This is a genomic window from Pyrodictium brockii, assembly GCF_055379715.1.
In genome coordinates this window covers 395,415-421,054 of the sequence record NZ_AP042401.1, presented here as the reverse complement: position 1 = coordinate 421,054, position 25,640 = coordinate 395,415, and the positions used below count along the sequence as shown (strand labels likewise).

The following is a 25,640-nucleotide window of genomic DNA, read 5'->3' as shown; positions in this document are numbered from 1 at the left end:
AGCGGAGGCGCAGGTACCGGGAAGGGGTGGCTGCTGATGCTTCCCCAGGCTGTCTCTCTCGAGCCGCCGCGCTGGCTGCAGCCGCTGGTGGACTACTCGCGGAGGAGGCTCGAGAGCCTGGGCTACCGCGCCCCGGGGGAGCTGGCTCCCGTCTTCGCAGCGATACCCCCGGCCCATGCGACCGGCTACGAGGAGCTCTTCGACTACGTGGTTGAAGCCTACTACGACCTAAAGGATTCTGCCGGAGAGCTGCCGCCCACCATGGAGCCGAGGTTCAAGCCCTGGCTCCACGCGCTCGAGGAGGAGGTGGAGGCGCTGGCAGCCTTCGAGGAGAGGCTGGCCGATAGCTCCACTGTCTTCCACGCGGAGCCTATACTAGCAGCCGCGGTGATGGGGCTAGGGCTTGAAGGGGCTGGGCTGGACTGCTGGCCCGGGAGGGGGCTGCGGAGGGCCCCGGGCCAGCAAACACTGCTCATGAAGAGGGATGATAGGAAGGTGCTTATAACAGTGCCCAGCTCCCTCCACGTCCTAGCCGCGGCCGGGCTCCACGCCGCGGGGGTAGACCCGCCTGGCAGCGGGGTCGCCGTCCTCCCCGACCCGGCGGCCATAAGGAGGGCTGTTATGGAGATGCGGCTCCCCCTGGAGGAGGCTGCTGGAGCGATACTGGAGATGCTGAGGGCCCGCGCCCTGGAGGCAGCAGGCATGGACCGGGGCAGGGCCTGCGGGGCCGGGGACATGCTGGTGGTGGAGTACAGGGTGGAGGGGCCCGGGGAGATCTGGGTAAAATACCTCTGCTAGCCCTTCACCGCCACCGTGACCCCGGCTACCCTGGCCCAGGGCATGTAGACGCCCGGGTAGGCCTTCTCCACTAGCTTGCCCAGCGCCTCTAGGCTGTCCCGCATCTCCCGGTAGAAGTTGCCGGAGAGCACCGCTCCGGGCACCCATCCCCTGGGCTCCCCGTTCTCGTAGTAGATGGCTGGGTTGGCTAGGACGCTGTACTCCCCAGTATCGCTGCTCGCGGTATGGGCGCCCTGGACCTGGTGTATCACTAGCACGCGGCCCTCCAGCAGCTCCTCAGGGGCCGCGTCGCCCGGCTCAACTACCACGTTGGTGAAGCCGGGCATGGGCTTGGACGTGTAGCCGCTCCTAGCAGCGTTACCGATGCTGGCCTTGCCGGCGCGCCTGCCCCAGTAGCTGTCGAACACGAAGCCCTTGACCACGCCCTTCTCGACCAGGATCTTGCGGGACGTGGCCACCCCCTCGCCGTCAAACCTCCAGGTGGCGTCGCCGCCCTTCATGGTGCCATCGTCGACTATCGTAACCTTCTCCGAGAGCGCCTGGGAGCCCAGCTTGTCGCCGTAGTAGCTCCTACCCTGCACGTAGATGTCGCCGCGGAGGGAGTAGAGGACAGTAGCCTCCATGAGCTCCGCGAGCACCTTGGGGGAGAGGACGAGCGTGTACCTGCCCGTCTCCAGGCCGCTGTACACGCGGGTGCAGAGCCTGGCGGTATCAGCGGCCCTCTCCACCACCCGGCCACCATCGGGTATTGCCACCCTGCTGGAGTCGAACTCGTATATCATCGGTGTTGTGGCCCCATCCCTCCTCATAACTACCCCCGCGTACACGTGAGCCGTTGTGCCTACATCAACCCGGTACACTCCGTTAGTGTTCACCACCACGCGCTCGACCACGTAGACGCTGACGCCGCCGCGGCCGAGCACGAGGCCCTTGATTCCGGAGGCCTTCTCCAGCATCCCACGGGCGTGCTCGACCACCGTGCCGGGCGAGACGCGGGCCAGAACTGGGCTGTATATGCCACCGGGCTCGGCGTACCGGCTACTGGGCTCCGGGAAGCCCTGCCACCACCGGTCCTCAGGGGAGGCCCTAGCCTGCTTGACCGCCCTCCTCGCCGCCTCCCTCACACCGGCCGGGTCCATCCCGGTAGTGTAGGAGAAGCCCACCCTCTTGCCCACAGCCACCCTTATCCCCACGCCCACGTCGTCGATGGCTTCGACAGCCTCTATAGCGTTGGTTCTTATGCTCACGCTATAGCCGCGAGACGAGCTTACATAGACCTCGGCCTCGGACGCGCCCTCCCTCATAGCCCAGCGGGCCGCCATTACCGCCAGCTCGGCCGGGGCTATGCGGCTGGACACCTCTCAGCACCCCTCCAGGGCCTGGTCTAGGAGACGCACGGCACGGGGTAAATGGGGAGGGCCAGGGGAGCCTACTCGCGGCCGCCCATGGTCATGCTGCGGACCCTCACATGGGGGCCGCCGTCGGAGACGTAGACTAGCTGGCCCTTGCCGCAGCGGCCATAGAAGAGGCCGAAGTCCTTGGCCACAGCGTCTATTCTTAGGAGGGTCTCCAGAGTGTTCCCGACTATGCTTAGGTTGCGGACGGGCGCCCCTATCTCCCCCTTGACTATCTCGAAGGCCTCCTCCACGCCCACCTGGAAGCTGCCGTCGATATTGGTCTGGCCCCCGCCCGTGGAGACTACATAGTAGCCGAAGTCTATGTCCTCGAAGAGCTCCTCCACGCTATGGTCGCCTGGGAGCATTACAGTGTTCCTCATCCTCACCAGGGGAGGGTATCGGAAGGACTCCGCGCGGGCATTGCCGGTCGGGTCCTCCCCCAGCATGGCAGCGTGTATCCTATCCGTCATTATCTGGCGGTGTATGCCCTTCTCCACTATCACCGCCTTAGCCGTGCGGACGCCCTCATCGTCGTAGCGGATGGTGCCGAACCCGTCGTCGATATCGGGGTCGTCCACTATGGTTACCGAGCTGGACGCCACCTGCTGGCCCTTCTTGCCCTGGAGCGCGCTGCCCGCCGCCACCAGGTCCGCCTCGGCCAGGTGTCCGAAGGCCTCGTGGACGAACACGCCGAGGGCCTCGGGGGCTATGACGACGGGGAAGCTGCCCGCCCGGGGCGTCTTAGCACGCAGCTGCCGCTGCAGCCTGCCAAGGAGCTCCTCTGCAACCTTCTCCTGCGGCGCCTTCTCCCAGAGAATATAGCCCTTTATAGTACCCTTGTTCACGTGGGCGGAGCCCCTGACCCCCGCCTCCTCGCCGAAGGCGGAGGCGTAGAGGTAGGCTAGCTCCCTGCGCTCGCCCAGCAGCCTCTCCTCTGTGCTAGCATAGTAGCGCTCCTCCACCCTCTCATGGTAGACGAGCGTCCTCGACTTGACGAAGCTCTTCTCGGCCACCAGCTTGTCCAGCTCAGTCACGTCCCTCAGCTTCACGTCTACGGGTACATCCTCTACGCTCCTCTTCACCGGGTGCTCGTGGAAGTCCTCGGCCGGGTCGAGGAGGAGGGGCTTGGGCTGCTTCCCGGGGGCGGCTCGGGCTAGGGAGTAGGCCTGCTCGAGGGCGCGGCGTAGAGAGTCCAGGTTGATCCTGGTGGCGAAGGCGAAGCCTATGGACCCGTTAACGTAGACCCTCACGGCCGCACCGTAGTCGGTGCCGGAGGAGACCGTGTAGACGCCGTTTCTAGCCTCTATCCTGGTGAACCTGGTGCGCTCGAGCCTTATCTCGGCGAACTCCGCCCCAAGCCTCGAGGCGTAGGATACTGCCGAGGATAGTAGGTCCATTACCTCGCTCACTTCGGCGGCACCCCGTGGCGTATCGGGGCGAAGAAGCCCTCGTAATAAAAAGGAGGGCCGGGCCCCGCCTGGCGGGGATGAAGGATGTGCAAGGGCTGGGGCGTGGTGAGGCCGCGGCGCAGCCAGCCTAATTAGGCACGAGGCTCCAAGCGTCCAATGGGGCAGTGCACGTACGGGGTGTGGCATCCTGGAGACTGGGGAGGCGCCGCGCCTGCCGCGTATAACCCGCGAGCTGCCCATAGCCGTCGAGGAGGAAGTACCCAGCCCCGAGGCCCCATGGGCAACGTACCTGCTGATAGCCTTGAACACGCTGGTCTACATTGTAACCTCGTGGCAAACCGGGTTCATGGCAAGCACTGAGTACTGGATAGTCAAGCTGGGCTTCGAGCCGGTCTACATGCTTCTAAACCCATACAGTGTCTACAAGATATTCACCGCCATGTTCACCCATGCTAACCTGCTGCACATATTCTTCAACATGTACTTCCTCTACCTCTTCGGGAGGGCTGTCGAGAGGGTCCTGGGCCACGCCCGCTACCTGGCCCTCTACCTCCTCAGCGGGGTTATGGCCGCGCTCTTCCACACCGTGTTCATGTTCATACAGGACCCGAACGGGCTGGCTGTACCCAGCGTTGGGGCCAGCGGCGCTATAAGCGGCGTGCTGGGAGCCTACATGATACTGTTCCCGGGCACTAGGCTCGCAGCCTGCTTCTTCCTCTTCATCTTCCCGGTGTGCTTCGAGCTGCTGGCAGCCTACTACCTCGTCTTCTGGTTCGCGCTGCAGGTGCTGGAGGGCTACTTCTCCTCTACGTCAACCGTGGCCTTCTTCGCCCATGCTGGTGGCTTCATAGCCGGGATGGCCCTGCTGCCGCTCCTCGCGGACCGGGCCAGGCTAGAGGCGATGAGGCTCTACGCGGGGGCGAGGAGGCTCTTCGGCGTAATAGTGTTCCTGCCCCAGTTCTACCGCCACCGGGGCCTCAACGCGCCCACGAAGGCTGTGCTCCTAACGCTCATCGGCATGCTGCTTGCCGGCTCTGCGGCCGCCCTAGCGTTCACGGGTAGCACTCCTATAGAGTTCGCCAGCTACTCGATAGCATGGAGGCCCGGCGGCGGCACGGTGCACCAGGATATAGCCTTCCTGGGGGTTGCCAAGGCGCGGGAGCTGGCCACGCCGCTTCTGGAGGCCACCCAGACGCTCCCAGCCCGTGTCCTCGTAAAGGCTCTCGAGTATAATGGGCTCCTCTACAACCCGAGGCTGGCTGGCAGCCACCTGGTGCTCGGCAGCGAGCAGCTGAGGAGCGTGAAGGTAGAGGTGCCGGTCTCGCCATTCCAGACTGTTAGCGTCCTGGTGAGACCCTTCTACTTTGAGGGCAGGTATAACCAGGCCGGCTTCCTTGAGAACAGCTACACCCAGGCCACAGTGATAGCGATGGGTGAGCTTGCCAGCGTGGAGGCCAGACTGATGCTAACCGCCCTGAAGAGCCCGAAGCCCTTGATCGAGTCTATGGCGCTGCTAGCCGTTCTGACGAGCCTGGCTAGCATGTACGTGGTGGCCTACAGGGACGAGGACTACGTTATAACGCCCGAGTAGCTCTTCCGGGGAGAAGTCTCCGGGGATGATGCGGGCCGTGAACCCCCACCCTTCCCCACCGGGGAGGGGATGGGGAGGTGTTTCAAGGCTGACCCCCTCCACCCTGCGGGTCCCCCGCAGTCTCCTCGAGCATGGCCTCTATCTCCCTGGCCAGCCTCGCCGCCCTAGCCGTGGCTTTCTCGACAGCATCTATCAGCGCCGACTTCATTCCCTTGCCCTCTATAATCTTTAGAGCCGTTATAGTGGTGCCCCCGGGCGTCGTTACCTCGTCACGCAGCTGGGCAGGGTGAACGGGCCTCGCGCGGAGGTACTCGGCCGTGCCTATGATGGACTCCAGCACCGCGTCGTAGGCCAGGTCCCGGGGGATCCCGACAGCCAGGGCGGCTAGGATCATCGAGTCTATGAACTCCGCTATTATCGCCGGCCCGGAGCCCGCCACGGCTGTCCAGGCGTCTATGAGCTGCTCGGGCAGCTCGTATACCCTGCCCATGCACGAGAGTATGCTCTTTACCAGCTCCTTGTACTGGGCCCCGGGAGGGGCCACTAACCCGGTGGCGCTCCTCTTCACCGCCGCGTTCAGGTTGGGCATGGCGCGGTAGACCTCTGCCCCGGGCAGGGTCTTCCTGAGGAGGCGGAGGGGGATGCCAGCCATTACGGATACCACAGGCTTCCCGGCCACGTGGCCCTCTATCTGCCGGGCGAGGGCCGGGTACTGGTAGGGCTTCACTGCTATGAACACTGCCGAGGCCTTTCTGACGGCGTAGGCGTTGTCGCTCGTGGCCTCGAAGCCCTGCATGCGGAGCCTCTCTATCCTCTCCCTGCTACGGGCCGTGGCTATGACGTGCATGCCGCAGCTGGAGAAGGAGGAGGCCATTATACTGCCTATCTTGCCCGCCCCGAGGACGGCTACAGTCAGGTCAGAGAGGCGGAACCTGCATCCCGCATGCACCGGGTGGCTGCCGGCCACCCGGGGGCTCAATATAAGGTGCTCGGGGCCCTCTCAGCCTCCGGGGCCCAGGAGGAGCCTAGCAGCGGCCTCTGCGGCCTTTATGTGGAGGCCGCAGACACGGGGCTCGGCCATACAGTCTATCTCCAGTACCACGCGCTTCAGGGCCTCGCTGTCCAGCATCCCGGCCTGGCTCCAGTCTATGGCGCCGGTGCCCGGGGGAGCGTGCTCGTCCCTCGTGCCGTCGTTGTCGTGGAGGTGTATGCATGCCATCATGTCGCCCAGGATCTCCGCCGCCCTGCCGGGGCTGTAGCCGTTGAGGTTCCCGTGGCCAGTGTCGTAGCACACCCTGAGCCTCGGGCTGGCCACGGAGCGTATGAGCGCCGCTAGCCGCTCCAGCCTGTTCCAGGGCCCGCTCCTGGAGGCGTTCTCTAGCGCCACGATGGAGAGGCCTTCGCGCTCGGAGTACTCGGCCAGCGCGGAGAATATCCTCTTGTTGAGCCACTCCACCCTATGGCTCCCCACGTGCTTGGCGGGCAGGGGGTGGAAGACTACCACCTCCACCCCGTAGCTGTAGGCCATGTCGAGCAGCAGCCTGGCCTCGGCCAGAGCCCGCTCAACCCCCTGGCCCAGGGGGAGGAGGAAGTAGTCCTCCCAGGGCGCGTGGAGGGTCACCGGGTCCGCGCCTAGCCTAGCCGCGGTGAGGAGGGCCCAGCGAAAGTGGCTGAGCACCGAGGGGTCGTCGACTCCGCTCCTCTCGAGGTTGGCGTAGTTCACGTCTATCCTCCTGAACCCCATGTCGTAGAGCCTCTCGACAGCCTCCGCTAAAGGCAGGCGGAGGGTGCGCGTAGACGCTATGAAGCCCGCCGCAGGCAAGAGAGCTCTGCACCATCCTATCCAGCGCGGCCGCAGCCCCCCTTAGGTCTGGGGGCTAGACGCTTGTCTTAACGACCCCCGTGTATGCGCCTATCCTGCTTGTCAGCCTCGCGAAGCGGGCCTTAGCCCACAGCTCCTTTATAGACGAGGCACCGGCGTAGCCCAGCCCCGCCCTGACACCCTCCACGAACTCCAGCACCACGCGGCGCAGGGGGCCGCGGTACTCTACAAGCCCCTCGATGCCCTCCTCTACACGCTTAGCAGCCCTCGAGTAGCGGTCGGCCGCGAACCTCCTCTCCAGCGCCCCGCGGCTAGCCATGCCCCGGTAGGGCTTGTAGAGGCTCCCACCTATCCTCAGCAGGGGCGCCGCCGCCTCATCGGTGCCGGCGAGCATGTACCCCGTCATGACGGCCGAGGCCCCGGCGGCGAGCGCCTTCACCGCGTCGCCGGGGCCGCGAATACCGCCGTCAGCTATTATCGGGACCTCCTCGAGCCCTAGCCCCATCTCGCGGAGGGCGCCGCGGGCCTGCATCACCGCAAAGAGCGTGGGGGCCGCTACCCCCGCCACCCCGCTCGTGGTGCAGATAGAGCCCCCGGCTATGCCCATCCGGAGCCCGTCAACCCTCTCCAGCCTCGTTATAGTGTCTATGACCCCCTCCCTGGTGCCCAGGTTGCCGGCCACAAAGTCCGATTCCAGGCTCTTTACTATCCTCCTCGCAGCCTCAAGCACGTTAACATTGTGGAAGTGCGCCACATCAGCCACCAGTATGTCGGCGAGCCCGTCGAGCGCCTCTATCCTCCTCGCGTCGAAGGGGGAGACCGCTGCCGCCGCACGGAGCCTGCCCTCCTCGTCCAGGGCGGGGCTGTAGACCGCCAGCGCCTCCTGCACCGTTATAGTGCCGAGAAACCTGCCTCCAAGGGTGACCGCCGCAGCGTCCCTCCTGCCGCGCTTAACCTCCTCCAGTGCCCTCGCCTCCTCGCCCACCTCGAAGACGGGGCCGGGCCGGGCCAGCTTCCCCACCGGCGTGCCGCAGCCGCATGACTCTAGATCCGAGAACTCGGCGTAGCCCTTCACCGCGCCCGACGAGTCGACGAGGGGGAGCTGGCGGAGGCCAAGGCTCCTCATGTACTCTCTCACCCTGCAGCACTCATCGGCCTCGCCAGCGGCCGCGCTCGAGAGCTCCACGAGAGGGTGCTTCTTCACCATCTCGACGTGGCGGCGCTGCTCCTCCACCGGCATGTTCCTGTGTATAACGCCCACGCCGCCGAGCAGGGCGAGGGCTGCGGCGAGCCTCCACTCGCTCACAGTATCCATGGGTGCCGAGAGGAGGGGTATCCTCACCTGGACCCTGCGCGACGCCTTGCTCGAGAGGTCCACCTGCCAGGGCTCTACGGGGCTAAGCCCGGGCAGGACGACGACGTCGTCGAAGCTGAGGGCCTCGTCCACCACACGGCTCTGCGCCAACAGCCCTGCCCCATGTAGCCCCGGGGGCTCCAGGGAGTCGGGGCTAATAATATCCGGGTGGCGGGTGGCGCCGCTCCACCCCCGGGGGCGTGCCCTGGAGAAGGGGGACCGCATACTAGTAGTCGGGTTCGGCGGCCAGTATATGCACCTCATAGCCCGGAGGCTGCGCGAGCAGGGCTTCTACGCCGAGATAGTGCCCCACAGCGCTATCCGGAAGGAGGAGCTGGAGGACCCTAGGGTAAAGGCTATAGTGCTCTCCGGCGGCCCGCCGAGCGTCCACGTCCCCGGCGCACCGAGGATCCCCGACTGGGTCCTGGACCTCGGCAAGCCCGTGCTAGGCATCTGCTACGGCTTCCAGCTTCTAGCCGCCATGCTGGGGGGCAGGGTCGAGACAGGCTGCGGCGAGTACGGCCGCACCATTGTGAGGGTTCTGGACCCCGGTGACCCCCTCTTCAGGGGCTGGGGGAGCGAGGAGCAGGCCTGGATGAGCCACGGCGACTGCGTCCGCGAGCCCCCGCCGGGCTCCAGGCTGCTAGCGGTGAGCGAGAACGGCTACGTGGCCGCCTTCCGGGCCGAGCGGCAGGGCGTGCCGATCTACGGCGTCCAGTTCCACCCCGAGGTCTCCCACACGCCGAAGGGGAGGCTGCTGCTCGCCAACTTCGCTAGGCTGGCGGGCGCCGAGGCCTGGTGGCGGCCGGAGAACCTTGTGGACTCTATAGTGAGAGAGCTGCGGGAGAGAATCCGCGAGGGCAGAGTGCTGGTCGCCGTCAGCGGGGGCGTAGACTCCACCGTCACGGCTGTGCTGCTGAGGCGCGCTATAGGGGACCGGCTCCTCGCGGTCCTCGTAGACCACGGGTTCTTCAGGGAGGGGGAGGTCGAGGAGACCCTTAGGATGTTGAGGAAGGCCGGGGTTGAGCCGCTGCTCGTCGACGCCAGGAGGGAGTTCATGGAGGCGGTTAGAGGGGTCAGGGACCCGGAGGAGAAGAGGCGGAGGATAGGAGAGACCTTCGCCAGGGTGTTCAAGAGGATAGTCGAGGAGAACCCTGATATAAGGTACCTGGCCCAGGGCACCCTCTACCCGGACGTCATAGAGTCGGGCGCCGCGCCGGGCGCGGACAGGATCAAGAGCCACCATAACGTGGGCGGGCTCCCTAGCTGGCTCGGCCTAGAGGTGGTGGAGCCCCTCCGCGAGTTCTACAAGGACGAGGTGAGGAGGCTAGCCCTGGCCCTGGGGCTGCCCCGGGAGCTTGCGTACCGCCACCCCTTCCCTGGGCCCGGGCTGGCGGTCAGGGTTATAGGCGAGGTTACAGAGGAGAAGCTCGAGATAGCCCGCAGGGCCTCCCGGATAGTCGAGGAGGAGCTGAAGAAGGCGGGGCTCTACGAGAAGGTCTGGCAAGCCTTCGCCGTCGTGGGGGATGACCGCTGGGTCGGGGTGAAGGGCGACCGCCGCGAGGAGGGCCATATAGTGATAGTGCGTGTCGTGGAGAGCGAGGACGGCATGACGGCTGACTGGACGAGGCTGCCCTACGATGTGCTGGACAGTATATCAAGGAGGATAACCTCTGAGGTGCCCGGCGTAACAATGGTGGCCTACGCCGTCACAACGAAGCCGCCGGCAACGATAGAGCCGCAGTAGAGGAGCATGGAGGCCTTGGCGACGGCTAACCCCGCGATAGTCTGGAGAGGCGAGCCGATGCGGGAGGAGAGGCTGCCGCCCCTCGTGCCTAGGGGCTGGGTGCTGCTACGCGTCGAGTACGCTCGCTGGTGCCCCCTCGACTCCCTGGCCGCGGCCGGCGCCATGCCACTCGAGAACGGCACGGTGCTCGGCTGCTCCGGGGTGGGCATTGTGCTCGAGGCCGGGGTCGACGCGGACACGGGCCTGGCCGGCAGGCGGGTGGCGCCGGCAAGGCTCAGCGCTGACCACCTCCCACCGTTCACTGGCGACGGGTTCCTAGCGGCCTACACCGCCGCGCCCTCCAGTGTCCTAGCCGAGGTGCAGGGGCCCGACCCCATCTACACCTTCCTCCCCGAGGCCTCCCTGGCCTGCGAGGCCGCAAGAGAGGCCATGGACTCCCACCGGGTGCTTATAGCGGGGGCAGGGCCCTTCGGGCTCCTAGCCGCGCTCGCCATCTGGGAGGAGGGTGGGCACGTGGTAGTATACGCCGGTAGGAGGGAGGCGAGGGAGGCCGCGCGGAGCCTGGGACTTGAGGCCGTGGAGAAGCCCCAATCCAGGGTGGACACTGTAGTAGCGGCCACGGCGAGCCTCTATACTCTTGAGAAGCTTATCGAGGCCACGGTGCCTGGGAAGCTGCTCCTCCACCCCCTGTACACGCAGCAGGCGTGGCCGGGCTGCAGGAGGTGCAGGAGGCTGGAGGCCGTGGTGCTGGAGGGGGGAGCCCCGGGCTGCGCTAGAAGGCTGCTGGAGAAGGCGAGGCGGCTGATAGAGAGCAATATAGGGGTTGTGGAGGGGCTTGAGCCCCCGCCCCTCGCCGGGGGCCCGCTCCTCGGCTACGTGTACCGGCTTGGACGAGAAGCCTAGGCTCCCACCATCTCCCTTACAGCCTCTGCTAGGCGGCGCACACCCTCCCTTATCTCCTCCACGCTGGGGTAGCTGAAGTTCAGCCTCATGGTGTTCTCGCCGCCGCCGTTGGGGTAGAACGCGTCCCCCGGCACGAATACCACGCCCTTCTCGACAGCCTTCTCGAGCAGCCTACGGCTGTTGATGCTCTCCGGCAGCCATACCCAGACGAAGAGCCCGCCTATGGGTCTTGTCCACCTAGCCCCCTCCGGCATGTACTCTTCCAGGGCCTCCAGCATGGCGTCCCGCTTCTCCCTGTACAGCTTCTTTATGAACGGTATATGCTTGTCTATCACGCCGCGGTTCATAGCCTCCGCCGCTATGAACTGGCTCAGGCTCGGGGTGTGGAGGTCTATGCTCTGCTTCACTAGCTCCATCTTGGCTATCACGGGCTCCGGGCCTATGGCCCAGCCGAGCCTCAGGCCGGGGGCGAGGATCTTGCTGACAGTGCTCATATATATGACCCTGCCGCTCTTGTCCAGCGTCTTGAGCGGCTTTACATCCCTCTCCTCGAAGGCTATGAAGCTGTAGGGGTCGTCCTCCACCACGAGGAGGTCGTACTCCTCGGCGAGCTCCAGCAGGTGGCGGCGCCTATCCATGGGCAGAGTGGTCCCGGCGGGATTGTGGCAGGTGGGCACAGTATAGATCAACTTAATCCTGAGCCTCTCGCTCCTAGCCCTCCTAAGCACCTCCTCCAGCTTGTCAGTCCGCATCCCCTCCTCGTCTATCGGCACAGTGAGGAACCTGGCGCCGGTGACCCGGAAGGCCTGGAGCATGCCCAGGTAGGTAGGCTCCTCCGTCACCACGTAGTCGCCGGGATCCAGCAGGGCCTGGCCGACGAGGTAGAGGGCCTGCTGGCTGCCCACCGTGGCTATTATACCGTCGGAGTCGCTCACCGCAACCCCGTGCCGCTCGGAGAACTTCCTCACCGCCTCGAGGAAGTGGGAGACACCCCTGGTCGGGCTGTACTGGAGCGCCTTCTCGCCATACCTCTCCACAACCTCGGAGGCTATACGGGCTATCTCGTCGCGGGGGAAGCTCCTGGGGTCCGGCAGGCCGCCCGCAAGGCTTATCACGCCGCCCTTCTCGACCACCTTGAGCAGCTCACGTATATCGGACGCCCTAGCCTCCCTCGCGTAGGAGGAGTAGAACTTCGAGTAGTCCACCATCATAAGGCACCCCGTTCACCGGCCCCCACGGCTATTCTTAAACACTACCCGCTGCGCAGCCCTTCGGCGCCAAAGGTTATCACGTGATACCCGCCCAGCCACGCCACGAGGACCCGCTATGCCGGATGGCCTCGAGGAAGTGCTTGAGAACGTGAGGCTGGTGCTGGAGGCTGTCTCCAAGGGCGAGTACTGCTGCCTCCGCTTCGGCCTCCCCTATGTCACCCCCGGGCTCCTGGCCAGCCAGGCCCTCTGCGAGAAGAGGCTGGAGTACGAGCTGCTCGGGGAGCAGGAGCCGGGCGCGAAGAGGGCGAGCGAGGCCCGCAAGCTCGTCGAGGTGCTCCTCGAGGCGAGGCGCCGCATACCCCCGGGAGCGGGCTCCTTCACCCTCTCCATACCCGTGGCCGCTGTGGTTGAGGGGGTGCCGGTGATAGGCAGGCCCCACGCAGTCCACGTGAGGAATGGCAGAGTGGCGGCTGTGGTCGTGGGGAAGATCTCTGGGAGGCCAGGCAGGCTCTATCCAAGCGACAAGGTGAGGCTCTACGCCTACGCCCTCACCCTGGAGCGCGCAGGGTTCCCGATGAGCAGTGGCACCAGGCTCGTGCTCGCAGCCGCCCGCGACAATCGGAGCCTGATCGCACTGCTCTCCGGGCTCGACCTATCCAGGGTGAGGCCCGTGGCTGGCGACGGGGCTGCACTCCATGTGCTGGCCCACGACCCGGACCTGGAGCTGGAGATGCTTGCACCCCTATTGGCGTACTGGAGGGGAGAGAGGCAAGCTGCAGTAAGGAGGGGGCGTTGGTGCGCCTCCTGCCCCTTCCGCGAGAGATGCGGCTAGTAGGGTCTGCCCAGCATCTTCAACGCGTTGTCAAGCACCTTGTTGAACAGGGAGGCGTAGAGCGCTGAGTGGAGCCCGAAGGTTATAAGGTTGAGCATTATGTCTAGAGGCGTAGCATTAACCCTGCCCTTCAAGCCGTCGCAGCGGCTGAGCAGGTACAGCGTGTAGTATATCGGGACCACGTAGCCCAGCGGGGCGGCACCGACTGCAAACACGAGGCCGGAGGGCTTCGCAAGCCCACAGGCCTCGGAGATGCTTAGAGCGAGCCTATACAACTGGTAGACCCCCGAGGCCACCACGGGGAGGCTGGAGAGGTAGAGTGCAGCAAACACATCCTCTACAAGGCCGGTGCGCGCCCCCATGTTGAGGAGCAGTAGGGGCACAAGGCTGGAGAGGGACGCCAGGACCCCCGCGAGCGTTATACCGCCCCTAGGAGCCTCGGAGACTATCATCCTCTTAGCCCGGTATGGTATCTCCCCAGTCTCGCCCATGGCCCAGCCACACCAGTACGGGCAGCGCTGGACTACACACCTTTAAGGCATAAAACGCTCTTACCGGCCCTCCTACCACCGGACGGCGGTGTGGTGCGCCTGCGACGACGATACCGCAGCCCCACACTGAGCGGGGCTGCGGGATGCTGATGAAGAGCCGTGCCGAAGCCGTCCAGCCACTCTAGGGCCCACCCACAGCCTCCTCCAACACGCCCCGCCTAGTTATGCGGAGCACCTTGTTGTGGTAGATCACTATCCCCTTGTCGGTTATCTCGAAGGGGTGCCTCCTCATACTATGCTTGGTGCCCCTCATCTTCCATACTATGAGGCTGCGCTTTAGCTCGCCCTCGATCTCGTCAAGGTCTAGCCTTATGATGCCATCAGCCGCGTGCTCGACGCCGGGGCCGCCGAAGCCCCTCTCGGTGACGGACACCTGGCTCACCAGGAAGCTCGTCGTGCCGAGCCCGCTTAGCACCCTCTTCAGCATCATCACCACGCTGCGCGCCACACTGGGCTTGGTGAGGTAGAGTGTGGACACGGAGTCTATAGCCACCCGCTGGGCTCCGGTATCCCTTATGGCCTCCTTAAGCACGTCTATCAGAAGCCCCACGTCGCTGGGGTCGCGTACGACGTAGCGCTCCCTCTTAGCAGCCTCTCCTATCCCGCCGGTGAAGGCATCTACAATGGCGAAGACTCCCTCCTTCTCGTAGGGCCTCACATCCCAGCCGAACTGGCTCATGTTTATCCTTATCTGGACGGGGTGCTCCTCGAGCGCGACATATACCCCGGGCTCCCCCATCTGGAGCCCGTTCCAGAGGTACTGCTGGCTCATGATGGTCTTGCCGGTGCCCGGGCCTCCGCTGAGGAGGACAACGTTCCTCCGGGGTATGCCGCCGTAGAGTATCTCGTCAAGCCCGGGTATACCCGTCTTAACACGCTCAGCCATGGCCGGGTTCACCCGTTCCGGGGAGTTACTAGGGGTATATGGCTAGGTTAAAATGATATCCATAAAGAGAATCGCCATAGCACCTCTGGGGGCCGCTAGACCCTTTATCGAGAATCCTTGTAGAGGCCCGTGGAGGGGCCGGGGTTTTGGCCAAGCAGGCCAGGGAGAAGATTACAGCATGGCTTACCGACGCTGGGCTCGTGGTGGCGCCCCTCAACGCCCCGATGCCCTCGAACGCCGAGTGGGGCCTCCTGGTTGCAACGCCTCCTCCTCTCCAGGTCAAGCTGCGCGTCATAGGGCTGAAGAATGGCGACGTGATCCTCAGCATTGGTGTCAACTTCTCGGAGCAGCATAGGGAGGAGGTTAGGAAGATGCCGGTTGAGGAGCGTGTGAGGTTTACCGCCCAGCTGCTTGAAAGGCTAATAGCGGTGTGCCCATACTGCCGCGTGGCGCTCAATGGTAGTATAGACTCTCCGGAGGCTATTGTAGCCGAGGTGCTCTTATCCGGGGACGAGGTCTCCAGGCAGAGGATTATGGACGATGTGGCCAGGCTTGTCAACCTGTTCCTCATGGTTAACGCTGTACTCTGGGAGAGGTTCCCGGGCACCGTGGCTGGCAAGGAGCCGCAGAGCCAGTCCTTCATATAGGCTCCAGGCTTGCGGGTGACGGGGCCAAGCAGCTATAGGCCCCATCCCGCCGCCATAGACCCCCGCCTCTCCCTCCAGGCCCTAGAGGACTGGAGGCTCCCCGGCTCTCCTCTACGCCGAGGCCCGGGGGAGTGCTGGTCGGAGGCCCCGAGGCATGGAGGCTGCTGGGGCTGCAGTACTGCTAGGGCTACTGCTGCTCGCAGCCAAGGCTAGCGAGGAGGCTGCAGAGCGGCTAGGGCTACCCGGGTTTGCGGGCTCTGTGCTAGCGGGGCTTATCCTGAGCAGGGCTGTGACGGGGCTGGTTTCGCCGAGCGATCTGGGCCAGGCGTCTCTCCTCTTCATGCTCGGTATAAACTTCACGCTCTTCCTGGCGGGCGTGGAGGAGCTCTCGAACCCCTCGCTGCTCCGTCCAAGAGTGAGAGAAGTTCTCGTGTCCCTGCTGCTCCTCTCGCTATCGATTGCCTCCGTTCTCCCGCTTCTCCACGTGATAGCCTCGATGCCTCTCCGAGTAGAGCTGGCCTTGGCTATAGTAATGGCTATGGTAAGCGCCGGGCCTTTGATGAAGATACTGCTCTCCAAGGGGACGCTCAGGGAGCAGGATGTAGCTGCTATGAGGATCGCGCTGATAGCAGAGGTGGCTGGGCTGACGCTCTTCAACACTGTGGCCCAGGGGCTGAGCGTCGACAAGCTTGTGGAGTCCGCAGCGTTCATCATATTGATCTACCTGTTCGGGAGGCACTACCTGGACAAGTTCATGCTGTTCATAGAGAGGCACATGGCTGTCAGGGAGGCGCCCTTCGCTATAGTGGTCTCGCTCGTTATAATGGCTGGCTATATAGCCGAGGTGCTGGGCTTTAATGCCGCCGTGACCGCCCTGCTGCTCGGCGTCTCGCTCTCCGAGTATATGGAGCTACGCCCGCTCTACCTGGAGCGCGTGAGGGCGTTCACCTACGGGTTCCTCGAGCCGCTATTCTTCATAGGCATAGGCGTTAACGCTGCTAGGCCCGGCCTTCCCACACTGCTCCTCTCGCTAGCCCTCCTAGCGGCCTCCTCGGCGCCTAAGATAGCGGTAGCCATGCTCGAGGGGTTCCGGGGGAGGGAGAGCCTCCTCTACCTGGCTAAGGGCGGGGTTGACGCCGCGCTGCTCCTCACACTCCTCCAGGACGGGCTGCTGGGCTATGACGCCTACACTGCAGCGCTTATGGCTATAGTGGCGTCTACCATACTCTCCTCGTTGTCGCTCCGCGTGACCGAGCGCCGGCCGGATATACTGCGGCTGAGGCTACGCGACGTAGACCTCCAAATGAACGTTATCCATGCCGACGAGACGGCTGAGTACGCGGCCCGGGTCGTCTCGGAGAAGGGGGCCGTTGTAGTAGTGGACGAGCACATGAGGCCTGCAGGCTACGTGGTTGCAGAGGATCTTGTAGGGGTTGATCCGCAGCTGCTCCGGCGCCTGCCCGTGCGCTTCTTCACGCGCACCGAGGTGCCTATAGTTACCGCCGACACAAGGCTTGTAGAGATACTCTCAAACGCGGCCCTGCTCCACGAGCCTATAATAGCCGTGGTCAACGAGAAGGGGGAGGTGGTGGGCACTATAACGGTTAGGACGCTGCTCTCACTACTCATAGGCCAGAAGGAGGGGGCGGCCTCGCAGCGGCGTGGGAGGGGCTCGGAAGCGCCGGCCCCACAACATCCTCGGGGAGGGCGGGACGCTCCCCCGAGTTCTAGGTAGCACTGCGAGCTGCGATAGGGTCCCTCGTCACCGCCCCTCCCCCTAGGGGGTTCAGGCCCGAGGACCCGGGAAGCCTCTTACGAGTAATCCCGGGGCCAGCGTCCCCGCCGGGATAGGGGTTAATGGGGCTCGGCGAAACCCTGACCAGTCATGGCCGCTGGAAGGGCGGCTCCTACTTGCCGGGTAGTCCTCACAGCCCCCGGGTGCTGGCCGCGCCGCTGGCCCTAATACCCCTGGGCGCTGGAGGCCTCTATCTTCCGTAGCTGCCTCTTGTACATCTCGTAGAGCTCCTTAGCTGTGGTCGCGTCCTCGGGGCCCTTGTCGGGCCTCCAGCGTATGAACCTCGGGAACCTTATCGATATGCCGGCCCCCTTCCTCACCCATCCATAGCAGCAGGTGTGTATCGGGCTGAGAGTCAGCTCAGCGCCTATGATCTCGGCCACAAGCGCCGGCTCAACCCATACGTCGGGCTTCAGCTGGCTGTCAACACGGGCCGGCTTGCGGTCACGTATGTAGGGCTTCAGTATGTCGCCGAGCTTGTCCAGGTCCTCGTCGGTGAAACCGCTGCCAACCTTACAGACGCTCTTGAACGTGTCCGTGTCGGGGTCGTAGGCCGCCATGAGCAGGGCGCCGAACTTGCCGCCGCGCCTGCCCTTGCCGTAGAACGCGCCTATAACCACTAGGTCCACGGTGTCGCTCATTTCTGACTTGTAGTCGCGCTTGTATTTTATCCAGAGCCAGCCTCTGGAGCCGGCCTGGTAGATGCTGCGCTCGTGCATGGCCTTCGCCATGACGCCTTCGGCGCCGTTCTCTATGGCCTCGAGGAAGAACTTCTCCAGCTCCTCGGGGCTGCTTGTCACTATCCCCTTGGCTAGCTGCCACGTGTCGCTGGGCTCTATTATCTTCTCGAGGATCTCGTGCCTAGCGGGCAGGGGTTTTACGGTTAGATCCTCGCCGTCCACGTATATGGTGTCGAATAGGAATACTGCGACGGGTATCTCGGAGAGCACCACGTGTATGTCGTGCTTACGCCTCCTATGCATGAGGACCTGGAAGGGCCGCAGCTCCCCGGTCTCCGGGTCTATTGCTACTATCTCGCCCTCTACTATAGCCTCGCTGGCCTTTATCCCCTTCCTGGCCATCTCTACTACGTCTGGGTACATGTAGGTTATGTTCTCGAGCCTACGGGAGAATATCCATATCTTTTCTCCCTTCTTGTGTATCTGCGCCCGCTCACCGTCATACTTGTACTCGACCAGCGCCCTCCCGCCGAGCTTGCGGAGTATCTCCGCCGGGTCGTTCAGCCTCTCCGCCAGCATGGGGCGTACGGGTATACCTACCTCCGGCTTCACATGCTTCAGCTCCTCTATGCCCTTGGTGGCCAGTATCTTAGCTATCATGCCGAGGTCCGCGCGGAGGTTGTAAGCCCTCTCCACTATACTCCTCATCGAGGCGCTGCCTGCGTAGACAGCGGCTAGGGCGTCCATGATAGTAGCGTCGCCGACTCCGAGCCTCAGCTTGCCCTCCACGAACCTGGCTATGTACTTGGCCTCCTTGGGGGAGGCCTCTGCCAGGAGGCCGGCGAGAAGCTTCAGCTTTATCTCGCGGCTCCCCTCGCCCTGTGCCATGGCTATTTTGGCCAGCGTATCGTACACCTTCTCAACCGTCAGCCCCGTCTGCTGCCCACCTGGGGCCTTCATGAAGGCTAGGAGGCCCACCGCCTGCGTCTTCTTAGCCTTCTCAGCCTTCACCTTCTCTATGGCGCGGCCTATGTCCCCGAGCTTCTTAGCCAGCTGCTCCAGCTGGGGCTCGGATACGTGGAGCGCTATAGATGCAGCCTTTATCAGCAGCTTCTCCCCCACGCCCAGCTCGGGGAGCCCCTTCCAGTCCGGCCACAGCTTACCCTGGAGGAAGTAGACCACTTTATCCACAACATCTGGCGGCGTCTTCTTGAACAGCTCTACCAGGTAGAGGAGCATCTGGGTACGCGCTGTAACCCTCTCAAGCTTCTCAAAGGTATCAGCGAGTATGGAGAACGGCATGGGCATGACTCGCGTTACCCTTACCGTAGTATAGCAAAGGAGCCTGCCCCCTTATAACGTGCCGGGGGCGAGGGCCAGGGCTAGCGCCTAGAGAGCCGGTGCATATAGACCCTCTCAACAGGCTCGGGGGCCCGGAGCGGCTTCTCCTCGGGATCCCTCCCCTCAACAGCCTCCACGATACGGCGGTATAGGCGGTAGACATCGCTGTAGGAGAGGCCACCGCAGGCGCTGCTGCAGCAGGTTATCCTAACGTTGCCCGCCTCATAGCGGTCGCCGGCCTCGCCGCTGCTATGGACGACTACTAGCTCGACACGGTCTGGCCTCAGGCCCAGGCTCTCCAGGCTCCGGGCGAGCTCGGGGGCCTCGAGGTAGATCAGCTCCACAGGCGCGTCGGGGGCCTGGAGCCTCCCGGCCACACGGTAGCCCGGGGGTATGCCGTCGAGCTTCCTGTACACGTCTATAGAGAGTACCGTACAGCCCCCGGCACGCACGACCAGCACGCGTCGGAAGTTCTCGTACCAGTACTCCGTTACCCCTCTCCAGGCCTCCACTATGCTTGGATGCTCAGCCGCCGGGGGGACAGGCATACGCGTCCACCGTGCCCTGGAGCGCAGCCGGGGTGGGCGCGGGAGAAAGAGGGGCCGCGGGGCCGGGGCTGTAGCCCAAGCATCTAGGCGGTAGGGGCTAGCGGCGTTTCTGCGCTATCCAGGGGGTTATGGGCTGCAGCTCGCGGCCGCAGAACGGGCAGCGGTAGTGGAGCCTCTTGGCATCGGCCGCGCAGAAGTAGGCCCCATAGCGGTCACGGCAGTGGGGGCAGACGTATACTATGTCGAGCGTTATATCGAGCTTCTTGGCGCATATCCTACACTTTACCTCGACCCAGCCCCGGTGGCCGACCGCGTTTATCCCCTTGAGCCCTGCCGTGGACAACTCTCCACCGCACCCCCAGGGGCCCGGACGGCGGCAAGGACCGAAATTAATACTGTGCTGCCACCCTGGGAGGAGGGGCGGTGAGGAGAGCGCTCTTCGCCGACGGGCTGCTGGGGAGAACGGGCTGGGATTGCCGAGCCCCTCTACAGCGCCTCAGAGATCCTCGCAAGCTGTACGCGGGCCATGCCACGGCCCGGGTCGAGGTCGACCAGAGCGTACCTTCCAGCCTCTAGGGGCCCGGGGTTAACCACGGGCACGCCCTCGACGCAGGCTGAGCCCCAGGCTTCGTGTATGTGGCCGGTAGCCACCAGCAGCGGCTTGACCTCGGCTATGAAGCTCCGGAGGCTGGGGCTGCCGACGTACTCTCCCCCGCGCACCCTGTCAAGCCCGCTCATGTAGGGCGGGGTGTGGGATACCAGCACGAGTCTATCCTCATAACCCTTCACAATGCTTCTCAGCTGCTGCAGCATCCTAGCAAACTCCTCCTCGCTATACTCAAAGGGGGTGCCGAAGGGGGTTGCCACGGAGCCGCCTACGCCGGCGAATACGAGCCCCGCCATGCTGACGGCCTTAAGGTGGATGCACTCCGCGTTCTCCACGCGTATCCCCGGCGACTCCGGGCTGTCGCAGTTGCCGGGAACCCAGACAACCGGGGACTGGGCCGCGAGCACTGAGAGCACCTCGCGGGCCTCCTCGATGGAGCCGCACCGGGCTATATCCCCCGCTACTACTGTCACGTCTCTCCTGATCCTGGCCAGGCGCCTAGCCTTCTCGACGGCCCCGTGTATATCCGATACTATGAGCAGTCTGACCAACCCGGCAGGCCACCTCCCGGGGGCTCCAGGCCCCCTGGGGGTGGTTGTAGTCTCGCCGGCGCACTACGCGCTCAGATGAGAACAGATAAGATCTACTCCTTGTAGGCAAGCCCTTGGCACGCACCTTCCCTCCTGGGGCCCTGGACCCGTGGAGGCGCTGCGACGTGGCGTGGCGCAACATAATGGCATCAATACTGGAGGCGGCGCTGGATCACATTGAGGCATCGTGCACCAGCGGGGAGGCCGACGCAGCCCGGTGCGCCAAGGCGCTAGTGGCTGCAGCAGACGCGCTTTACACCCCGCTGAAGCCCATAGACTCGGGCCTGGGAGAGGCTAGGAGGATAGCTACAAGCTTCGCCAGCCTGGTGGCCAACGTCTTCATATACAATGCGGCGAGCAACAAGGGAGAGGAGTTCATAAAGTCTGTAATGCAGGAGCTCAAAGAAACCATTAAATCCGATGAGCCGCTTGAAGAGGCCAAATCTATACTCGAGAAGGTCTCAGCAGCCATGCAGCCAGCTAGGCTCGACGACTCCCGCGAGGCTGTCTTCAACGAGGTTAGAGATTACCTGGAGCCGCCGCAGCCCGCCATACCCCGGAGGCGGAGGAGGCAGCCCAGGAGGCCAGACCCTCTCCAGAACATAAGGCGGCTCATACGGGAGCTGGGGCGCCGCGACCCGCTGCTTGCCAAGCAGGTAGCCAGGATTCTGAAGGCACGCGGCCTACCCGTCTAAGCCCCCCGGGCGAGAGGAGCGTGGTTTCTTGCCCCTTAGCTCCTGGAGCCCTGCTCCCCAGCCGGCTCCCGGTCTACAGCTAGCAGGTCATGGATGACGCTCCCTATGGCTATGAGTGCGGCGGCCGCAGCGTACTCTGTCGACAGCGTTATACCGGGAGCAACATCGAGCACGAGGTCGGCGAACCGGTAGACGCCCTCGGGTATGCCCTCCCTGGAGCCGAAGAGCAGGTTCACCCTCCTCCCCTTCCTGACCAGCTCTAGTATGTCCCTGGCCCTCTTGGAAATCGGGTCTCCCTCGGGCTCGAATACTATCACCGGCTCGTCATAGCGGCTGCGGACGAGCTGGTAGAGGTCCTGCACGTAAACCGGGACCCGGTGCACGTCCCTCCCGTAGCTCTTCCTCTGCACCTGGTACCTAGACTCTATGCCCTCAAACACGCCATCCAGGAAGGTTTTAAGCTGGAGCGCGTCCACCAGGCCTATCGGGGAGACGACCAGCTCTCCTACCTCGAAGTTCTGGACCTCCCTCCCTACCCTGACACCCATGGTGCGGCACGCGTCCAGGGGGCCGAGGTAGGGCATCTGGACTACCGAGAGGCGGCGGAAGAGCTTGTAGAGCGGGTACTTGCCGGGCCTCATCTTCCGCCATTCACGGGAGCCTGGGTAGAAGGCTATGAGGGCAAGGTCCTGGATGATCTCAACCGCTACAACCTTGTCGGGGTAGCGGAGGTTCACCTGCGCCCCGGTTGCCCGCCTCACAGCGTCGCCCACGACAACGTTCACATCTATGCTCGTGAAGCCATGTCTCCCGCGCCGGACGGTGCGCACTGCGAAGGTCTCACTGCTTGATATGAACCTGGGGGCTAACTCGGCAGCTATCTCAGCGATCTTCCTGGGGTCCGCCTCTGTGCAGGCCTCCGCGACGACAACCTTCTCTGCCTCGGGCACCCTCTCCTCTATCTCCTTGGCCACCTCATACTTGTCCCTAGAGGGCTCAACTAGTACTAGGCCGCGGAAGCCGCGGGGAGAAGGCTCGACACGAGCGCCGGGGTCTATCTCCTTTACGTAGCTCGCAGCCACCTTCTCCATCCCCAGCACTGTCTTCATGAGGACGAGGTTACACTTGGAGCCCTGCATCCTATGGAGACCCTCCACCCCCCAGGCCCAGCGCCCGTTCCCCGGGACGACGGTCTAAGCTTGTTCCGCTCCCTCTAGCTGTGGCAAAGGCCCAGAGAGGCGGCCAGAGCTATGGCTAGTGCACTGGAGGTACAGGGGAGAATGTTGCACCGAGCCGGGCTGGCAGAGGGTAAAAACAATGCGCTATTCCGGGCTTCTAGCGTATCTCGTACATTAGGGGCGACACCACTACCGCGGGCTGCGGCTTCCCGTCAGGGCCGGGCACGGTAAGCAGCTTGGACTTGTATATCTCGACTTTGCGTAGCGGGTAGATCTTCTTGGCCGCCTCGAATACCTCGTTGGCTAGCTGCCCGAACAGCATTGCCTTTATCAGCCCGTCTAGAGTCATCTCGGCGGAGCGCTTGACTATTATGTCTCCCATCACCTTCCTTATAGCCCTCTTCTGGCTGGTCTTACACCTATAGGTCGTGAGGACCACGCCGGTTATCCTAAGCCCGTAGCCGTCCTTAGTGGTCACATTGTATATGCCCTGCACCTTACTGCTCTTCCTGCGTATGAGGCTCTTCATGTAGTCGCGGGCCAGCTCGTGCCCCTTGAACCTCGTGAAGGCCTTGAGGTTCTCCTCATCCACGTCGATTATCTGGAGGTAGAGGTGAACATGGATCAGCGAGAAGTCGCCGGTTATGTCGTAGAGCGTGGTCTCCATCACCCTGCCTATGAGCTTGCGCGGGTCGTCGGCGGGGGTCGTGCCTAGGGTGACGCTACCGAACACCTGGGGCGCCACTACCTCGTACCACTTCTTGAGGCGCCACTTATCCCTCGTTCTAGCAGGCCTGCGGCTCATTACCTGCTGCCCCGGGTACCGCCGTGGCCTGCCCCGGGCTGCTTTAAAGTCTTAGTAGTCTCCTCTATGGCCTTCAGCAGCGAGTATAGGTACTCTAGTATCTCGTCCACAGTGTTGCGTAGAGATCCAAGCCTCCTAGGATCCCCGGCCTCTACAGCCAGCTCCAGGACCAGGTCTCCGTCCTCCACACGCTCAGAAATCCTCATCCATCGAGGCGCTGTGGCGTCGTCGGGCCGTATAGCGGCCTGGAGCGCTCTAGCAGCCTCCTCGCCAAGCCCCTCTATGCGCAGGAGGATCTCCACCTTCAGGGCCCTACTGGCATCCGAGCCTGATCTCGCCAAGCAGCTCCCCCTCCCGATAGCGTAGACACTTGGAGTCGATAGCCTCTCTCACAGCCCCCAGCCCCTGGCTGTAGAGGAGGCTCTCCATGGATACGAGGGCTGTGGAGCCATCCAGCTGGTAGCCGGCCACCTCCTGGCCCCGGATCACCCCCAGTTTGCGGAGTATACGCTCCACTGGGAGCAGCGGGGCGTCCCCAACCCTCTCGAGGAGGGCTACTGTGAAGGGGCCGCTCCTCTTCAGTGGGGGCCTCTTTCTGGAGAGGTTGGCCTCCACGGCATCTACTATGGAGGGTATACTCTCGTGGTAGGTGTAGTAGGCTGCAGCCGCAACTAGGTCCTCCGCCACGCCTAGGGAGGCTAGTGCGGCTGCCCCGTGCTTCTCGCCGTAGACCGCTAGGGCTATAGCCGCCTCGCGCAGGTCCTGCAGGGGGGCGGGACGGCTGTAGTGGGTTATCCCTATCAGCTCCGAGGGCCTGCGCGGCACGCTGCTGGCCTCCTTCAGCATAACGTAGAGCTTCTCCCCGAGGGTTGCCACCGCCTGCTCCGGCGCCTCCTCCAGGGTCTTGCCGATTAGGGGGGAGAGGCGAGGATCCTCTTCCAGGAGGCGGCGGGCCTCCTCCGGCCTACCCGTTATGCCCGGGAGGTAGGGCTCAAGGGTCAGGTGAAGGGCCTCCTCCGTCGGCTCGAAGAGCCAGCGGAAGAGCCTGAGGCTGAAGTGCTCCTCCACCCTGTTTTCGAGCTTAAGTGTCTCTATGATACCGTTTTCTATGCCGGTGAACTCGCCCTTCTTGCCCACGTCAAGGCCGCGCCAGTAGCCCGCAACCACCGAGTAGACCGCGGGGGGCCCTACGACTGTTATCTCGGAGAGAACCCCGACTAGGAGGCCCGCTATGCTAGAGGAGGTATGGCTCGTCACAGCCACCGATAGGAGGCCTTGGGGTACCTCTCCGAAGCCTATGAGGGCGGAGGGTTTGCGGGGTGAGAGCTCGCTGGCCAGGGAGGAGGGGTAGCCTAGGAGGAGCATGGGTGCATCGCTGGCGGCGGGAGGCGCCGCTGTGAAGTAGAGGGTAAAGCCTACGTTGTTCCTGGCGAAAGTGCTGGCGAGTATGGCCGCAGCGAGGACGGAGTCCACGGAGGGGTAGGCGTATACCTCCATGTACCCGTAGTCCTTGGTGGCCGCGGCTATTTGGCTAGCCGAGGGGTGGAGGAGGGCGGCCTCCTTCTCGCCGACAAACCTGGAGATGAACTCGTCAAGGTTCAAGCCCTGACGCCCCTAGCCGCCGAGAGAAGCTGGAGGCTAAGGGGTTTCTGGAAAAGAGTGGGGGTCTAGCCACCTGCTTACTCCTGGTAGAGGCCGCCAGCCACCAGCAGCTTCGCCTGCTTCGGGTCGTAGCGCCAGTCCTTCGGCAGCTTGCCAACCCTCTTGTAGTACTCGGCTAGCCTGCGTATCTTAGCCTCCAGGTCCAGCAGGCCCTTCTTGGCGTGGGTATCCTTCGGGTGCTCCTCCAGGTGGCGGCGGAGGTTCACAGCCTTCTCTATTAGCCTGAAGAGGTCCTCGGGGACAACCATCTTTATACCATGCTTCTCGAGGACCTCGGTTATGCTCTTACCTAGTATCGGCTTCACCAGGGGTATGCCGAACTGGTCGCGAAGCACTATGCCTATCATGCTCGGGCCGTAGCCCTTCCTGGCAAGGTCGACTATGATCTCCTCTATCTCCTCGGGGTCGTACTGGACCCACTTCGGCACGGTCGGGCTAGCCGGCCTGGTCGAGTGCGACCTACCCTTCTTCCTCCTCTTACCTGGCACAGGGCATCACCCCTGCTACCCGGCGAGTAGGAGCCCGCATCGAGCGAGGGCGAGCCCCTACCCCCGGGTGTCCCGGGGGCTCGCCATGGGCCGGGCCTCCCGG

General features: G+C 63.9%; 25 protein-coding genes. 8 read left to right on the top strand and 17 right to left on the bottom strand.

Annotated features, from left to right (window positions below):
- Positions 1-36: 36 nt before the first annotated feature.
- Positions 37-798 (top strand): hypothetical protein, encoded by a 762-nt coding sequence (locus tag ACZ42Y_RS02415; protein ID WP_058369974.1) that lies wholly within the window; start codon positions 37-39, stop codon positions 796-798.
- Here the strand turns inward: ACZ42Y_RS02415 and ACZ42Y_RS02410 are convergent.
- Both ACZ42Y_RS02410 and ACZ42Y_RS02405 read right to left on the bottom strand, forming a co-directional pair.
- Entirely contained in the window at positions 795-2,156 is a 1,362-nt protein-coding gene (locus ACZ42Y_RS02410) for a TldD/PmbA family protein (RefSeq protein ID WP_464735583.1), read from the bottom strand. The two genes, ACZ42Y_RS02415 and ACZ42Y_RS02410, sit on opposite strands and share 4 nt — an antisense overlap.
- Before the next feature lie 71 nt (positions 2,157-2,227).
- Complete coding sequence (locus tag ACZ42Y_RS02405; protein WP_464735582.1) at positions 2,228-3,604, bottom strand: metallopeptidase TldD-related protein; 1,377 nt, start codon at positions 3,602-3,604, stop codon at positions 2,228-2,230.
- 301 nt (positions 3,605-3,905) lie between these two features.
- On the opposite strand from ACZ42Y_RS02405, the gene ACZ42Y_RS02400 reads away from it, so the two are divergent.
- Positions 3,906-5,195 (top strand): rhomboid family intramembrane serine protease, encoded by a 1,290-nt coding sequence (locus tag ACZ42Y_RS02400; RefSeq protein ID WP_464735581.1) that lies wholly within the window; start codon positions 3,906-3,908, stop codon positions 5,193-5,195.
- Positions 5,196-5,277: 82 nt separating this feature from the next.
- Here ACZ42Y_RS02400 and proC read toward each other — a convergent pair whose 3' ends face one another.
- From proC to ACZ42Y_RS02385, 3 genes are read right to left on the bottom strand one after another with little or no spacing between them, the layout of a single operon-like run.
- Positions 5,278-6,174 (bottom strand): pyrroline-5-carboxylate reductase, encoded by an 897-nt coding sequence (gene proC / locus ACZ42Y_RS02395; RefSeq protein ID WP_058369977.1) that lies wholly within the window; start codon positions 6,172-6,174, stop codon positions 5,278-5,280.
- Between the two features lie 21 nt (positions 6,175-6,195).
- Positions 6,196-7,017, bottom strand: coding sequence for a sugar phosphate isomerase/epimerase family protein (locus ACZ42Y_RS02390; RefSeq protein WP_058369978.1), 822 nt, complete (start codon positions 7,015-7,017; stop codon positions 6,196-6,198).
- Between the two features lie 55 nt (positions 7,018-7,072).
- A complete protein-coding gene (locus ACZ42Y_RS02385; protein WP_236698045.1) occupies positions 7,073-8,482 on the bottom strand; it encodes an IMP dehydrogenase in 1,410 nt (469 codons plus the stop codon).
- A gap of 64 nt (positions 8,483-8,546) precedes the next feature.
- On the opposite strand from ACZ42Y_RS02385, the gene guaA reads away from it, so the two are divergent.
- Both guaA and ACZ42Y_RS02375 read left to right on the top strand, forming a co-directional pair.
- A complete protein-coding gene (gene guaA, locus ACZ42Y_RS02380) occupies positions 8,547-10,118 on the top strand; it encodes a glutamine-hydrolyzing GMP synthase (protein WP_269082788.1) in 1,572 nt (523 codons plus the stop codon).
- Positions 10,119-10,133: 15 nt separating this feature from the next.
- On the top strand, positions 10,134-11,021 hold the full coding sequence (locus tag ACZ42Y_RS02375) for an alcohol dehydrogenase catalytic domain-containing protein (protein WP_464735580.1): 888 nt from the start codon (positions 10,134-10,136) through the stop codon (positions 11,019-11,021).
- On the opposite strand, the gene ACZ42Y_RS02370 is transcribed toward ACZ42Y_RS02375, so the two are convergent.
- Positions 11,018-12,229 (bottom strand): aminotransferase-like domain-containing protein, encoded by a 1,212-nt coding sequence (locus ACZ42Y_RS02370; protein ID WP_058371297.1) that lies wholly within the window; start codon positions 12,227-12,229, stop codon positions 11,018-11,020. The two genes, ACZ42Y_RS02375 and ACZ42Y_RS02370, sit on opposite strands and share 4 nt — an antisense overlap.
- Before the next feature lie 118 nt (positions 12,230-12,347).
- Here ACZ42Y_RS02370 and ACZ42Y_RS02365 point away from each other — a divergent pair, with 118 nt between their 5' ends.
- The gene (locus tag ACZ42Y_RS02365; RefSeq protein WP_058369981.1) at positions 12,348-13,064 is read left to right on the top strand and encodes a hypothetical protein; all 717 of its coding nucleotides are present in this window, start codon (positions 12,348-12,350) and stop codon (positions 13,062-13,064) included.
- Here ACZ42Y_RS02365 and ACZ42Y_RS02360 read toward each other — a convergent pair.
- Both ACZ42Y_RS02360 and ACZ42Y_RS02355 read right to left on the bottom strand, forming a co-directional pair.
- Positions 13,061-13,555: a hypothetical protein gene (locus ACZ42Y_RS02360; RefSeq protein ID WP_058369982.1), complete on the bottom strand. Its 495-nt coding sequence runs from the start codon at positions 13,553-13,555 to the stop codon at positions 13,061-13,063. The two genes, ACZ42Y_RS02365 and ACZ42Y_RS02360, sit on opposite strands and share 4 nt — an antisense overlap.
- 181 nt (positions 13,556-13,736) lie before the next feature.
- The gene (locus ACZ42Y_RS02355) at positions 13,737-14,513 is read right to left on the bottom strand and encodes a KaiC domain-containing protein (protein WP_464735579.1); all 777 of its coding nucleotides are present in this window, start codon (positions 14,511-14,513) and stop codon (positions 13,737-13,739) included.
- A 134-nt stretch (positions 14,514-14,647) separates the two neighbouring features.
- Between ACZ42Y_RS02355 and ACZ42Y_RS02350 the strand changes: the two genes are divergently transcribed.
- Complete coding sequence (locus ACZ42Y_RS02350) at positions 14,648-15,148, top strand: DUF2299 domain-containing protein (RefSeq protein ID WP_464735578.1); 501 nt, start codon at positions 14,648-14,650, stop codon at positions 15,146-15,148.
- Positions 15,149-15,302: 154 nt separating this feature from the next.
- Positions 15,303-16,883, top strand: coding sequence for a cation:proton antiporter domain-containing protein (locus ACZ42Y_RS02345; RefSeq protein ID WP_464735577.1), 1,581 nt, complete (start codon positions 15,303-15,305; stop codon positions 16,881-16,883).
- A 224-nt stretch (positions 16,884-17,107) separates the two neighbouring features.
- On the opposite strand, the gene lig is transcribed toward ACZ42Y_RS02345, so the two are convergent.
- The 4 genes from lig to ACZ42Y_RS02325 form a co-directional block, all read right to left on the bottom strand.
- Entirely contained in the window at positions 17,108-18,931 is a 1,824-nt protein-coding gene (gene lig, locus ACZ42Y_RS02340; protein WP_058369986.1) for a DNA ligase, read from the bottom strand.
- Positions 18,932-19,005: 74 nt separating this feature from the next.
- Positions 19,006-19,512 (bottom strand): hypothetical protein, encoded by a 507-nt coding sequence (locus tag ACZ42Y_RS02335; protein WP_058369987.1) that lies wholly within the window; start codon positions 19,510-19,512, stop codon positions 19,006-19,008.
- A 97-nt stretch (positions 19,513-19,609) separates the two neighbouring features.
- The gene (locus ACZ42Y_RS02330) at positions 19,610-19,855 is read right to left on the bottom strand and encodes a hypothetical protein (RefSeq protein WP_058369988.1); all 246 of its coding nucleotides are present in this window, start codon (positions 19,853-19,855) and stop codon (positions 19,610-19,612) included.
- A gap of 143 nt (positions 19,856-19,998) precedes the next feature.
- A complete protein-coding gene (locus ACZ42Y_RS02325) occupies positions 19,999-20,670 on the bottom strand; it encodes a metallophosphoesterase (protein ID WP_058369989.1) in 672 nt (223 codons plus the stop codon).
- 113 nt (positions 20,671-20,783) lie between these two features.
- Here ACZ42Y_RS02325 and ACZ42Y_RS02320 point away from each other — a divergent pair, with 113 nt between their 5' ends.
- Positions 20,784-21,404 (top strand): hypothetical protein, encoded by a 621-nt coding sequence (locus ACZ42Y_RS02320; protein WP_168371178.1) that lies wholly within the window; start codon positions 20,784-20,786, stop codon positions 21,402-21,404.
- A gap of 35 nt (positions 21,405-21,439) precedes the next feature.
- On the opposite strand, the gene ACZ42Y_RS02315 is transcribed toward ACZ42Y_RS02320, so the two are convergent.
- The 5 genes from ACZ42Y_RS02315 to ACZ42Y_RS02295 all read right to left on the bottom strand — a co-directional run bounded on the left by ACZ42Y_RS02315 (position 21,440) and on the right by ACZ42Y_RS02295 (position 25,537).
- Positions 21,440-22,561 carry an SPOUT family RNA methylase gene (locus ACZ42Y_RS02315; protein WP_236698047.1) on the bottom strand — a complete coding sequence of 374 codons (1,122 nt, stop codon included), beginning with the start codon at positions 22,559-22,561 and terminating at the stop codon, positions 21,440-21,442.
- 178 nt (positions 22,562-22,739) lie between these two features.
- Entirely contained in the window at positions 22,740-23,387 is a 648-nt protein-coding gene (locus ACZ42Y_RS02310) for a 30S ribosomal protein S3ae (RefSeq protein ID WP_058369992.1), read from the bottom strand.
- Positions 23,387-23,728, bottom strand: a complete 342-nt coding sequence (locus ACZ42Y_RS02305) for a KEOPS complex subunit Pcc1 (RefSeq protein ID WP_058369993.1) — start codon at positions 23,726-23,728, stop codon at positions 23,387-23,389. The genes ACZ42Y_RS02310 and ACZ42Y_RS02305 overlap by 1 nt, the downstream gene beginning before the upstream one ends.
- A complete protein-coding gene (locus ACZ42Y_RS02300) occupies positions 23,700-24,989 on the bottom strand; it encodes a hypothetical protein (RefSeq protein ID WP_464735576.1) in 1,290 nt (429 codons plus the stop codon). The genes ACZ42Y_RS02305 and ACZ42Y_RS02300 overlap by 29 nt, the downstream gene beginning before the upstream one ends.
- Positions 24,990-25,066: 77 nt before the next feature.
- Positions 25,067-25,537, bottom strand: a complete 471-nt coding sequence (locus ACZ42Y_RS02295; RefSeq protein ID WP_058369995.1) for a 30S ribosomal protein S15 — start codon at positions 25,535-25,537, stop codon at positions 25,067-25,069.
- Positions 25,538-25,640 lie beyond the last annotated feature (103 nt).